This is a genomic window from Marinobacter zhejiangensis (assembly GCF_900114775.1).
Taxonomy (GTDB): domain Bacteria; phylum Pseudomonadota; class Gammaproteobacteria; order Pseudomonadales; family Oleiphilaceae; genus Marinobacter; species Marinobacter zhejiangensis.
Genome location: NZ_FOUE01000004.1, coordinates 85,539 through 98,350, shown reverse-complemented (window position 1 = coordinate 98,350; position 12,812 = coordinate 85,539). Strand labels below are relative to the sequence as shown.

The 12,812-nt window shown below is 57.5% G+C and carries 11 protein-coding genes and 3 tRNA genes; 3 read left to right on the top strand and 11 right to left on the bottom strand.

What is annotated here, in order from left to right; translation table 11 throughout:
- Window positions 1-3: 3 nt before the first annotated feature.
- Together BMZ67_RS13280 and BMZ67_RS13275 are read left to right on the top strand one after the other, a co-directional pair.
- The gene (locus tag BMZ67_RS13280; protein WP_092023451.1) at window positions 4-1,428 is read left to right on the top strand and encodes a Y-family DNA polymerase; all 1,425 of its coding nucleotides are present in this window, start codon (window positions 4-6) and stop codon (window positions 1,426-1,428) included.
- Window positions 1,429-1,446: 18 nt separating this feature from the next.
- A complete protein-coding gene (locus tag BMZ67_RS13275) occupies window positions 1,447-4,554 on the top strand; it encodes an error-prone DNA polymerase (protein WP_092023449.1) in 3,108 nt (1,035 codons plus the stop codon).
- A gap of 65 nt (window positions 4,555-4,619) precedes the next feature.
- Here BMZ67_RS13275 and BMZ67_RS13270 read toward each other — a convergent pair whose 3' ends face one another.
- From BMZ67_RS13270 to dbpA, 5 genes are all read right to left on the bottom strand, one after another.
- Window positions 4,620-4,823: a hypothetical protein gene (locus tag BMZ67_RS13270; RefSeq protein ID WP_092023447.1), complete on the bottom strand. Its 204-nt coding sequence runs from the start codon at window positions 4,821-4,823 to the stop codon at window positions 4,620-4,622.
- A gap of 144 nt (window positions 4,824-4,967) precedes the next feature.
- Window positions 4,968-6,290: a sodium ion-translocating decarboxylase subunit beta gene (locus tag BMZ67_RS13265; protein ID WP_245749979.1), complete on the bottom strand. Its 1,323-nt coding sequence runs from the start codon at window positions 6,288-6,290 to the stop codon at window positions 4,968-4,970.
- Window positions 6,291-6,303: 13 nt separating this feature from the next.
- Window positions 6,304-8,091 (bottom strand): sodium-extruding oxaloacetate decarboxylase subunit alpha, encoded by a 1,788-nt coding sequence (gene oadA, locus BMZ67_RS13260; protein ID WP_092023444.1) that lies wholly within the window; start codon window positions 8,089-8,091, stop codon window positions 6,304-6,306.
- A gap of 42 nt (window positions 8,092-8,133) precedes the next feature.
- Window positions 8,134-8,385, bottom strand: a complete 252-nt coding sequence (locus tag BMZ67_RS13255; protein WP_092023442.1) for an OadG family protein — start codon at window positions 8,383-8,385, stop codon at window positions 8,134-8,136.
- A gap of 194 nt (window positions 8,386-8,579) precedes the next feature.
- The gene (gene dbpA, locus BMZ67_RS13250) at window positions 8,580-9,953 is read right to left on the bottom strand and encodes an ATP-dependent RNA helicase DbpA (protein ID WP_092023440.1); all 1,374 of its coding nucleotides are present in this window, start codon (window positions 9,951-9,953) and stop codon (window positions 8,580-8,582) included.
- Window positions 9,954-10,081: 128 nt separating this feature from the next.
- On the opposite strand from dbpA, the gene BMZ67_RS13245 reads away from it, so the two are divergent.
- Window positions 10,082-10,621: a DUF2058 domain-containing protein gene (locus BMZ67_RS13245; protein WP_092023439.1), complete on the top strand. Its 540-nt coding sequence runs from the start codon at window positions 10,082-10,084 to the stop codon at window positions 10,619-10,621.
- Window position 10,622: 1 nt separating this feature from the next.
- Here BMZ67_RS13245 and BMZ67_RS13240 read toward each other — a convergent pair whose 3' ends face one another.
- The 6 genes from BMZ67_RS13240 to csrA form a co-directional block, all read right to left on the bottom strand.
- Window positions 10,623-11,192 (bottom strand): hypothetical protein, encoded by a 570-nt coding sequence (locus tag BMZ67_RS13240; RefSeq protein ID WP_139214382.1) that lies wholly within the window; start codon window positions 11,190-11,192, stop codon window positions 10,623-10,625.
- Between the two features lie 79 nt (window positions 11,193-11,271).
- A complete protein-coding gene (locus BMZ67_RS13235) occupies window positions 11,272-11,688 on the bottom strand; it encodes a hypothetical protein (RefSeq protein ID WP_139214381.1) in 417 nt (138 codons plus the stop codon).
- Between the two features lie 302 nt (window positions 11,689-11,990).
- Window positions 11,991-12,067: transfer RNA gene (locus tag BMZ67_RS13230), tRNA-Arg, on the bottom strand.
- A 20-nt stretch (window positions 12,068-12,087) separates the two neighbouring features.
- Window positions 12,088-12,164: transfer RNA gene (locus tag BMZ67_RS13225), tRNA-Arg, on the bottom strand.
- A 58-nt stretch (window positions 12,165-12,222) separates the two neighbouring features.
- Window positions 12,223-12,312: transfer RNA gene (locus BMZ67_RS13220), tRNA-Ser, on the bottom strand.
- Window positions 12,313-12,441: 129 nt separating this feature from the next.
- Window positions 12,442-12,639 carry a carbon storage regulator CsrA gene (gene csrA / locus BMZ67_RS13215; protein ID WP_092023436.1) on the bottom strand — a complete coding sequence of 66 codons (198 nt, stop codon included), beginning with the start codon at window positions 12,637-12,639 and terminating at the stop codon, window positions 12,442-12,444.
- Window positions 12,640-12,812: the final 173 nt, after the last annotated feature.

Below are 12,812 nucleotides of genomic sequence, written 5' to 3'. Positions count from 1 at the left end.
CACATGCTATGGCTCTACCTTCACTTTCCCCACCTGCTACTGGACCATGTCCGGCGCGCCAGTCAAACGCCTGGCGCAACGGTTATCGTCAGCGGTTCACCAGCGCAGGTCCGGCAGGCATGCCCAATCGCACAGCAGTTGGGCATACATCCGGACATGCGCCTGAAGACCGCCCTGTCCCTCGCGCCAGAAGAGCTTGCGGTTATCCAGCCTGAACCCAACCAGGAACAAGTCATTCTGGAGCAACAGGCCAGCTGGCTTTACCGGTATGCTGCCCAGGTGGTGCCTCATTCACCTGATGGTCTGCTCCTTGAAGCGGGCAGCCTGCTGCGGCTGTACGGCAGTCTCGACAGTCTCTGGCATACCCTTGAGCAGGCAGTCCACACTCGCCGGCTGACAGCCCGGTTCGCCACCGGGGCGACCCCAAAAGCCGCTCGCCTGCTCGCTCAGACAAGTCAGGGGGTACGCTCTCAGGACACCACCCTCTTGACGCAGGCAATAGGCCAGCTACCACTGGCGGCGGCCGAGCTTGACGTAAAAACCCTGGAACGACTCACCCGGCTTGGACTGACAACCCTGAATGAGGTCTTTCGACTTCCCCCGAAGGAGTTGGCCAGGCGCCTCGCGCCGGACACGCTGGCTTACGTACAACGTATCCAGGGCACCCGGCCCGACCCTCAGCACTTCTGGCAGCCCTCACATCGCTTCCACCAACAAGTCGATTTCGTTCGGGAAGTTGAGCACGCCCAAGGGTTGCTGTTTCCGCTGCAACCGATGCTCAACGAGCTGGAAGAAGACCTCCAGTGGCGCCAGGCTGACACCGACCGGCTGACACTATCCCTGACCCACCGGGATGGCACCACACAGCGCTTATCAATCAGCCGGTCCGGCCCCGACCACCGGGCCAGCACGTTTCTCGAGCTAACCCGGCTGCGTCTGGAATCCTGTCCGCTAGCCTCGCCTGTCACCGCCATGGCACTCACGGTAACCCGCTTTATCCCGCGCCGTACCCCCTCCGCTGCCGATCTGTTTGGGGAAACCGCTGATTCGCGGGAAGCCTGGCAAGCCCTGATCAGCCGCCTGCAGGCGCGGCTGGGAGAACCCGCCCTGCAACGGCTGACCCTCAATGCCGACCACCGGCCAGAATGTGCCTGGAGCGCTGCACAGGTACACCGTTCTGAGACGGGCGGGGCCTTGCCCGCCCTGGCCGGTCAATTCACACGACCACTCTGGCTGCTGGCCGCACCACACCCCCTGCAGCAAACACCGGAGCAGTGGCTATCCGGTCCTGAACGTATTTGCAGCGGCTGGTGGGATGACAATCAGGTCCAGCGTGATTACTACGCGGTGCAACTCCCCGGAGGTCAGGTTGCCTGGATCTTCCGGGACGCTCGGGGAGACTGGTTTATCCATGGCTGGTTCGGTTGACTGAAAACGGGTACCTCAATGAGCTACGCTGAACTGACGTGTTTCAGTAACTTCACCTTCCTCACCGGGGCCTCCCATCCCCAGGAACTGGCGGATCGTGCCGTGGCCCTGGGGTATCAGGCCCTGGCGATCACCGATACCTGTTCAGTGGCCGGTATCCCCCGCGCCTGGGCCGCCCTGCGGACAACGCCTGTCAAACTGCTCACCGGCAGCCATTTTGAACTGGCGGACAGCCATACACCGCCACTCCGGTTTACCCTGCTGGCACGGGACCGGGTCGGTTACGGCCAGCTCTGCCGTTTGATCACCACAGCCCGGCGACGGGCCAGCAAGGGACGCTACCGGCTGGAGCGGGGGGATCTGGAAAGCCACGCCCTTAACCGGTGCCTGTGTCTCTGGCACCCCGACTCAAGTGGTGGGCGGGAGTCAATCGTTACCCAGGCGGATTCAGGACGCTGGCTGCAAGGCCATTTCAGCGATACGTTCTGGATTGCAGCCACCCGGACACTGGAGCCTCACGAAGAGCAGCACCTTGAACTTGTTAAGGCACTGTCCCGCCTGCTGGGCTGCAACATCGTGGCCACCGGCCAGGTTCACATGCACACCCGCGAGCGCCAGCCATTACAGGATGTGCTCACCGCGTTACGCCACAACACCTCAGTGGAGCAAGCAGGCCACCGACTGTTCCAGAACAGCGAGCGCTACCTACGCCCGCTGGCAACCCTGAAAAGACTGTTTCCAGAAGCCTGGTTACAGGAGTCCATGTGTATTGCCCGGCTGTGCACTTTCGATCCTGGGGAACTACGCTACGAGTACCCCGCAGACCTGGTACCCGCTAACCAGACACCGGCGGATTACCTGCGACAACTCACCCTGGAAGGCGAACACCGCCGTTTTCCCGAAGGCACCCCCACCCCTATACAGGCGCTGATCCGCAAAGAACTGTCGCTGATCTCGGAACTGCGCTACGAGCACTACTTTCTCACCCTTCACGACATTGTCACCTTCGCACGTAGCCAGGACATTCTGTGCCAGGGCCGAGGGTCGGCGGCCAACTCAGCCGTCTGCTATTGCCTGGGAATCACGGAAGTGGACCCCACGCAGGTTGAGCTGTTGTTTGAGCGCTTTATATCGAAGGATCGTGATGAACCACCAGACATCGATGTGGATTTTGAACACGAACGGCGGGAGGAAGTTATCCAGTACATCTACCGTCGCTATGGCCGGGAACGGGCGGCACTCGCAGCGACCGTTATCCGCTATCGCCCCCGCAGTGCCGTTCGCGATGTTGGTAAGGCAATGGGATTCGACCCGTCACTGGTGGAGCAGTTTCTCAACGGCATTGACTGGCGAGACAAAACCTCGAACTGGCGCCAGCAGATCCTTGATAAGAACCTGACCCGAAATCCCAGGATCGCCGACCAGTTTTTCACACTGGTGAACCAGATACTGGGCTTTCCCCGGCACCTGTCCCAGCATGTCGGAGGCTTCGTGATCAGTGCTGGTGTGCTATCGGAGCTGGTACCGGTGGAGAATGCGGCCATGGCGGACCGAACCGTCATCCAGTGGGACAAGGACGACCTGGAAAGCCTCGGGCTAATGAAAGTGGATGTCCTCGCTCTGGGGATGCTGTCCGCCATACGAAAAGCCCTGGCCCTGATCAGCCAGAGTGAACACCGGCCGTTTGGTCTGCAGGATATTGAGCGGGAAGACCCAAGGGTCTATGACATGCTCTGCGAGGGAGACAGCATTGGGGTATTTCAGGTGGAATCCCGGGCACAAATGAACATGCTGCCCCGGCTTCGCCCCCGGCGTTACTACGACCTGGTCATTCAGGTGGCCATTGTGCGTCCCGGCCCCATTCAGGGCGACATGGTGCACCCTTATCTTCGGCGACGCGACAATCTCGAATCCATCGAATACCCCGACACAGCCATCCAGGCTGTACTCGAACGAACACTGGGCGTACCCATCTTCCAAGAGCAAGCCATCAAGCTGGCCATGGTTGCTGCAGGTTTCAGCGCTGGGGAAGCCGACCGCCTCCGCCGCGCCATGGCGGCCTGGAAGTCGGATGGCGACCTGACCCCATTCAGGGACAAACTGATCCGGGGCATGCTGGAACGGGGACACAGTCCGGACTTTGCCGAGCGTCTGTACAATCAGATCTGTGGTTTTGGTGGCTACGGCTTTCCGGAATCCCACGCCGCCAGCTTCGCCTTATTGGTGTACGTCTCAGCCTGGTTGAAGTGCCACCATCCGGCAGCATTCTACTGCGGCCTGCTCAACAGCCAGCCCATGGGGTTCTACTCCCCCTCTCAACTGGTTCAGGACGCCCAGCGCCATGCCGTTTCCGTGTTGCCGGTGGATGTCAATTGCAGCGACTGGGACCACACGCTTGAAGAGCCTGGGACAGCACTTCGCCTTGGCATGAGACTGGTCCGTGGGCTGAATCGTGACGCTGGCAGGCGCGTCTGTCAGCACAGGCCCGAGAACGGATACCGCTCAGCCGAAGAACTCAGGGCCAGGACTCAACTCCAGCAGCGGGATCTGGAAGCCCTGGCAGGCGCCGGGGCCATGGCCGCCTTCAGCAAAAACCGCCATCTGGCCTACTGGCAATTGCTGGGGCATCAGCATGCACCCGGGGTTCTGTTAGGTGAAGTCTGCACCGATTACCAGCCTGGACCTTCCATCAACCTCCCGGCTCCCAGCGAGGGGCAAACCATACTGGCCGACTACGCCAGCCAAGGCTTGAGCCTGCAACGCCACCCTTTGGCCCTGTTGCGGGAACAGGGCCACCTGAAACATTGCCTCAATGCCCAGCAGCTGCTAAGCACGCCCCCTGGACGCCCTGTTCAGGTGGCCGGGCTCGTCACCGGGCGTCAGCGTCCTGGCTCAGCCGCAGGCGTCACCTTTGTCACCCTGGAGGATGAGTCTGGCAACATCAACGTGGTCGTCTGGTTGGAAACCGCGCGGCGTCAGCGCACCCCCCTCCTGACGGCTCGCCTTCTGCATGTCAAAGGCATTATTGAGCGAGAAGGAAACATCATTCACGTCATAGCCGGCAAACTGTCTGACCTGAGCCACCTGATCGAGAAATTGACCGTACGCTCGCGGGATTTCCAGTAGGTTTCCACGAACGTACGTTCCACCGGCGCTCTTCCCGCTACCCTTTTCCCGCGAACCCGCCCCCTCTAAAGGTCAATAAACCGCGGCACCAACAGCAATCCCACCCCAATGGCTAGCAAGGTCCAGATACTGTCAAAGAAGTAGGGGTAGATCAGCAGTGCAACGCCAGTAAGACGAAACCCCAGGTTTGACTGCCTGACACCGTAGACAAAATAGCCCAGGCCGATCGACCCGAACAAAACCGCAACAACCAGCTGGTAGATATCCATTGAACCCGATGTCCCTCAAGTTCCCTTTCCAAGTAGGCCACCCAGGCGGCCTCCCCCCTGACCCAATCATAAACGCTGGCCCGAGATCCATAAAAAAACCCGCCAGGCTTACGCCAGGCGGGTTCTCTGCACCACCAGTGAAGATCAGCCCAACAGCTTGATCATCACACCGGCCGCAACCGCAGAACCGATAACACCGGCTACGTTCGGGCCCATGGCATGCATCAGCAGGAAGTTCTGAGGGTTCGCCTCAAGCCCAACCTTGTTGGAAACCCGCGCTGCCATAGGCACCGCAGAAACACCGGCAGAACCGATCAACGGGTTGATCTGATCCTTGCTCAGCGCGTTCATCAGCTTGGCCATCAGAACACCACTGGCCGTACCCACACAGAACGCGGCCATACCCAGAATCAGGATACCCAGGGTCTGGAAGTCAAGGAACTTGTCTGCGCTCAGCTTGGAACCGACGGACAGGCCCAGGATGATGGTGACGATATTGATCAGTGCATTCTGGGCCGTGTCGCTCAGACGATCCACCACGCCACACTCACGCATCAGGTTACCAAAGCAGAACATACCCAACAGCGGAGCCGCATCAGGCAGGAACAGTGCAGTGGCAATCAGCACAACAATCGGGAAAATGATCTTTTCCTTCTTGCTGACCGGACGCAGCTGGGACATCTTGATGGCACGCTCTTTCTCGGAAGTTAGCGCCTTCATGATGGGCGGCTGGATCATCGGTACCAGCGCCATGTACGAGTATGCAGCAACCGCGATGGCACCCAGCAGGTGTGGAGCCAGGATGCTGGACACGTAGATGGAGGTCGGGCCATCCGCACCACCAATGATGCCAATGGCAGCCGCTTCAAAGATGGTGAAGTCCATCGTGCCACTCATGGTCAGCAGCGCAGCACCAATGACGGTACCAAAAATACCGAACTGTGCAGCAGCACCCAGCAGCAGGGTCTTCGGGTTCGCCAGCAGCGGACCGAAGTCAGTCATTGCACCAACACCCATGAAGATCAGCAGCGGCGCAACACCACTGGCAATCGCCACACTGTAGAAGTTGTACAGCATGCCATTGGTGTAGCCCAGGTTCTGAGCCAGAGCACCCGCCTGCTGGTAGGTTCCGTAGCTGGCCTCCTTATAGGCATGCTTGAACGCGTCCAGAACCTCTGGGGTCACTGCCTGCCCCACCTGGAAATCTACGTTCAGTACACCGGACAGAGCCGCCAACACTTCCGGCTTCGCGAAGTGGATGGCATTTTCTGCCGCCGAAAACGCAAGACCCGCTTCCGGAATATTCGCCAGGATACCGCCGAAGCCGATCGGCACCAGCAGCAGAGGCTCAAAGCCCTTGCGAATTGCAAGGAACAGTAGGACCAGACCGATACAGATCATGAAGAACTGTCCGCCGGTCATGTTGAACAGGCCACTGCCTGTCCACAACGTCATTAACTTATCCATGGAATGCTGGCCCTTATGCGATTGTCAGCATTTCATCATCAACAGCGACGGCATCACCGACCTTGATGAAGACTTCACCGATGGTACCGGCCTTGGGAGCGCGGATCTCGGTTTCCATTTTCATGGCTTCCAGGATGATCAGCACATCACCTTCCTGAACATGGTCACCGGCCGATACCAGAACCTTGAAAATGTTGCCGCCCAGAGGCGCCAACACAGGCTCGCCACCGCCAATCGGTGCAGCAGCCGGGGCTGCAGCAGCAGATGCACCTGCTACACCGCCGTTGCCTTGAATCTGGGTGATCTCGCCACCTTCGGAAACCGCAACCACGAACTCTTTACCGTTAACATTGACGGTATAGGTTTCAGGACCACTGGCTTTCTTGGCCGGAGCGACATCGTCAGCAGACGGAATCGGCTCGAATGCATCCGGGTTGCCACGGTTTTCGAGGAACTTGAGACCAATCTGCGGGAACAGAGCGTAAGTCAGTACGTCGTCCACTTCCTGATTGGCAAGTTTGATGCCTTTGTCACCAGCCAGCTGCTTCAGCTCGGCCGTCAGCTTGTCCATTTCCGGCTCAAGCAGGTCTGCCGGACGGCAAGTGACAGGCTCTTTGCCTTCCAGAACGCGCGCCTGGAGCTCTTCGTTGAAAGCAGACGGTGCTGCACCGTACTCACCTTTCAGAACGGCGGCGGTTTCCTTGGAAATGGACTTGTAACGCTCACCGGTCAGAACGTTCAGTACCGCCTGGGTACCAACGATCTGAGAAGTTGGCGTTACCAGCGGAATGAAGCCCAGATCTTCGCGCACCTTGGGAATTTCGGCCAGTACGTCATCGAATTTGCTGATGGCGTTCTGCTCGCGCAGCTGGCTTTCCATGTTGGTCAGCATGCCACCCGGTACCTGAGCCGTCAGGATGCGGGAATCCACGCCGCGCAGGCTGCCTTCGAACTTGGCGTATTTCTTACGGACTTCACGGAAGTAACCTGCGATTTCTTCCAGCAGGTTGATGTCCAGACCAGTATCACGGTCGGTACCTTCCAGAATCGCAACTACGGCTTCCGTGGGAGAGTGACCGTAAGTCATGGACATGGAAGAAATAGCGGTGTCGACATTGTCGATACCGGCTTCCGCCGCTTTGATGGCGGTAGCGGTAGACATACCCGTGGTGGCGTGGCACTGCATGTGAATCGGAACGTTCAGTTCTTTCTTCAGACGAGTAACCAGATCAAAAGCCACATACGGCTTCAGCAGGCCGGCCATGTCCTTGATGGCGATGGAGTCAGCGCCCATGGACTCAATTTCCTTGGCCAGCTCAACCCACATATCAACGGTGTGAACCGGGCTCACCGTGTATGAAATGGTACCCTGGGCATGCTTGCCAGTCTTGCGAACCGCCTTGATGGCGGTATCCAGGTTACGAGGGTCGTTCATCGCATCAAAGATACGGAAGACGTCTACGCCGTTTTCGGCGGCACGATCCACAAAGCGTTCAACCACGTCATCCGCATAATGGCGGTAACCCAGCAGGTTCTGACCACGCAGCAGCATTTGCTGTGGGGTATTGGGCATGGCTTTCTTGAGTTCGCGAATTCGCTCCCAGGGGTCTTCGCCCAGATAACGGATACAGGAGTCAAACGTCGCGCCGCCCCAGGATTCCAGGGACCAGAAGCCTACCTTATCGAGCTTCTCAGCAATGGGCAGCATGTCGTCAAGACGCATGCGGGTTGCCAGCAGGGACTGGTGGGCGTCACGCAGGATAACGTCCGTAATCCCCAATGGTTTCTTTGTGTCTGTCATCGTGTCAGCCTTCTGTTTAAAGGTTCTAATTCGGTTACCGGATCACTTCTTGTGGCGTGCCCGGAACTGTGCAATCGCCTTTTTGATCGCTTCCGCAGTATCGGGGTCAACCGATGCGGGCGCAGGCGTTGTTGCACGAGGAGTACGCGCCGGGGTCGCCGGCTCGGGCGGAGTCAGCCTCGTGATGAGTTTGGACATGGCCTGGGTTGCAAACACCAGGATTATCAGGAACGCAAAAACGAACCCCATCCCCGCAATCATCAGCTCAACGGCTTGTGACATCAGGTTATCCATAATGAATAACTACCTGTAGGTTGAGTGGTTGATTTTCCCCGAAAACACCCCCTCTCCGCAGAGGTGGCCGGAACAGCACATTTTCGGGGGGCAAAATCCCGCGTAATTTACCGGCTTCCGCCTTGTGACGCAACCTAAACAAAGCGAAGCGGCGGGCCAAAAAATTGACAAATTGGGCCGCTTAATTCGACTGATTAAACAAGACGAACCCGGAACTTCCGACCTTTGATCTTCCCCCGTTCCAAGGCCTTGAGTGCCTTGCCCGCAAGCCCTTGCTCCACCGCCACAAAACTTTGAAAATCAAACAGGTCGATTTTACCAATCGCCTTACCCGGCAACCCGGCCTCCCCGGTCAAAGCACCCAGTAGGTCGCCAGGCCGGATCTTGTCCTTACGACCGCCCGAAATACACAGCGTGGCCATCACTGGAACAACTGGGGCCAGCGGTGCCGATAACAGGCGACCAACATCGCCCCAAACCAACGTTCCCCCGCAGTGACGATCCAGCCGCTCTACCCGATGCTCCTGCGATGGCGTACACAACGTCACCGCATGCCCTGACTCCCCTGCACGGCCTGTCCGCCCTACCCGATGGGTGTGAACCTCCCCATCACGGGCAGGCTCGACATTTACCACCAGCGGTAGTGCCTTGATGTCCAAGCCCCGGGCAGCAACATCCGTAGCAACGAGCACATTGATACTGCCGTTAGCAAATCTGACCAACGCGGCGTCCCGATCCCTCTGTTCCAGGTCCCCATGAATCGCCAGTGCACTGAAGCCGTTCACATTCAGCTCTTCTGCGATGTCATCGCATTGCTGCTTGGTGGTACAGAAAGCAATACAAGACGACGGCCGCCAACGGGACAATACCGCCATCAACGCCTGCCCCTGCTCGCCCGGAGCAATTCGATAGAAATGCTCTTCAATATCAGGAGCCGAGGCCTCACCTTCGACACGTACATCGACAGGCTCGCGCTGATAGCACGCGCTCAGCTCACGAATGCCCTGGGGCCAGGTGGCCGAAAACATCAAGGTCTGACGAGCGTCCGGCGTTTGCTCGAAAATGTCGGTGATGACCTCTCGAAACCCCATGTCCAGCATACGGTCCGCCTCATCAAGAACGACCGTTTTGAGATGCTCCAGACTCAGCGTACCCTTGCGCAAGTGATCCTGAATCCGCCCTGGAGTACCCACAATCAGGTGAGCACCATGGCTGAGCGAACCAATCTGCGGCCCGATTGCCACCCCGCCACACAGGGTGAGCACCTTGACGTTCTGCTTTGCACGCGCGATCTGGCGCAATGACTTTGCAACCTGGTCCGCCAACTCCCGGGTCGGGCACAAAACCAACCCCTGGCAGGCAAAGTGCTTTGCATTGAGCCCCTCAACCAGCGGCACGCCAAAAGCCGCGGTCTTACCGCTTCCGGTTTTGGCCATGGCGATGACATCCTTCCCAGCCATTGCCGAAGGAATTGTCTCTGACTGCACTTGGGTCGGCTGGTCATAGCCAAGCTGAGAAAGGTTGCGCAACATCGGCCGCGACAGCGGCAGCTCATTAAAAGAGGGCATATATCGAATCCGTTAAAGAAAAGCTGATGAGCCACCCCTCCGCCTGGGTTGTTGGGGGAATGATTCCAGTAGGCGTATACTACCGGATCATCAACCCTGAGTCTGGAATCAGAACTACGGAGCCGTGAATGGCATCATTACAGGAGCAGCTACTCAAGGCCGGGCTGGCTGACGAAAAAAAGGCCAAGGCCATTCGACAAGAGAAGCGCAAAAAGCGGAAGCAACAACCCAAAGGCGCCGCCGACGTTAACGAAAGCCAGGCTCGCGCCCAGCAAGCCCGCCAGGAAAAAGCGGAGCGGGACCGCCAGCTAAACCTCGAACGTCAGAAAGAAGCTGATAAGAAAGCAATCCTGGCACAGATCCGTCAGCTCGTGGAAACCAATCGACTGGACCGAAGCAAGGGTGAAGAGCCCTACCAGTTCGTCCACGACAAGAAGATCAAGAAGCTGCTCGTTGAGCCAATCATGGCAGACCAGCTGTCGCGGGGCCGACTTGCGATTGTCCATGTCAACGACCACTACGAAGTGGTGGCGGAAGCGGTGGCCCGCAAGATCATGGAGCGGGACGAAACAGCCATTGTTGTTCTTCATGAAAAGACCCAACAAAACGAGCCCGAAGAAGACGACCCCTACGCTGGCTATGAGATACCTGACGACCTGATGTGGTAATTTACCGCTCAGACAGCAGACTGCCGACGTAAAACATCAGTGGCACTGGCGCAACGGCCAGCGCCACTGTGAGCAAATACTGATAAAACGGAATCAGCCGACTCACTCCCAAGAGCATACCAATCCCCCCGCCGCCCCCAATCAAAGCATTGCCTGGCAAGTTGAGCAGCACCACAACCGACAGGTAGCGATGCCTGAGCAGGAACGGCACAATTCCTGAGGGCGCCATTCGAAACACCGCTTCTACCCGAAACTCTGGCGGCACCCCTTCCAACCGTACCAAGAGCTCGGCAGCACGATCAAAGTGCAACCAATACAAGAGCCTGCTCAGGGATCGCTGCGGCATCAAGCGGCCTAAACCGTAGCTGATCGACAGCGCCACCAATGTGCTCATATACACCAGCAACGCCCCGCTGCCACCAAGCAACACAAGCAAGGCCAAGCCAACTTCTATACCCGGCATAAACGGTAAAGCCATTAACAGCACATACAGGGCGGCAGCAGCCAACACCATTATGTGAAGGACCGGTTCGTGACGAGGGAAAACCTGAAAATCAAACCACTCGATCAAGCCGTGCCCAAGCAGATTGATACTGATTGCCAGGCAGACCAGTAAAAGCAACTTTAACGACCGGCGTCGCCCAGCCACGTTATGGCGCCATCACGCCGGAGAAGCGGTATTCGCGGTGAATATCCCAGTACCATCGCTCCTTGGTCCAGACCACCTCAGCCTCGACCTGACGCCCCCTAACTTCACCATGCCACTCCATCTGGCCATGCGTATCACTGGTGGCTATGGCTGCAAACCGGATAACGCCATCCTTCTCTACCGCTTCGTATCGGGTCTGCCCAAACCCGTAGTCCAAGCACGCCCGGGAAAGAAACAGGCCGCGCTCAAATACCAATTGGTCATCATCCCCACCAATGGACATCTCCGTTTCCCGAAGTACCCCATCAAACACCAGCCCATCCAGCAACCCATCAGCAGCCAAACCAGGCCCTGGCATCCAACTGAGCAATGACAAGACAAAGGACACCACTAATCCAGACACAGCAGGCAGCTTCATAAAACCTCCCCGAAAGCGCGAGTTCAGCGCCCTCTTCTTAAAGCTTAGACCACCCGTTCGTCCCGATGCTGGCATCCACAAACAAAAAACCCTGCACTAGGCAGGGTTCTTTGTTTGATATGGCGCGGCTGGGAGGATTATACGGCCTTCGGCCCTACCCCTTCGGGGCCGTCGTCGCATAGCTCCGACGTTCCTACGCATGCGCTGCATGCTCCGGTCGAACCTCTGTCGGTTCAAATCCTTTCAGGCTCCGGAGTACACAAACAAAAAACCCTGCGCTAGGCAGGGTTCTTTGTTTGATATGGCGCGGCTGGGAGGATTCGAACCTCCGACCGCCTGGTTCGTAGCCAGGTACTCTATCCAGCTGAGCTACAGCCGCTTAAAACTGTGTGATTTTGATGGCGCGGCTGGGAGGATTCGAACCTCCGACCGCCTGGTTCGTAGCCAGGTACTCTATCCAGCTGAGCTACAGCCGCCTGTATCAAAATCTGTTGAGTGCTACCTCAACTGTCCCACATTTTCCTGAATGGAAAATGGCGGAGAGGGAGGGATTCGAACCCTCGGTACGATTGCTCGTACGGTTCCTTAGCAGGGAACTGGTTTCAGCCACTCACCCACCTCTCCTTGAGAACGCCGCGTATACTACCAGAAAATTTCTGTTTTCATAGGGTTGACACCACTTTTTTTTCTACGGAGTTACACGACCATTAAAAAAGCCGCCTCGGATTCCCTCAGGCGGCTTTTTTAGAACCCTCAGCGATTGCCGGGTTCCGGCTCATCAGAGTCTTTTTCACTCTGAATTCGCTGGTATATCTCTTCACGGTGAACAGCTACCTCTTTCGGTGCGTTAACACCAATACGTACCTGATTCCCCTTTACCCCAAGGACGGTCACAGTCACATCGTCACCGACCATCAAGGTTTCGCCTACGCGGCGAGTCAAAATCAACATGTCCAATACTCCCTTTTCAGAGCTACCAGTTCCGACAAATTATCGTTATATAACGTTATAGTGGGTTAACTCATAGTTTGAAAGGCGAACAATTCCCTATAAGGGATTTCCTCAGCCTTTCACTACGAATCAGGCCCTTATTTCAAGGACTTGGGCCTTTTGCCAGCGAGAAC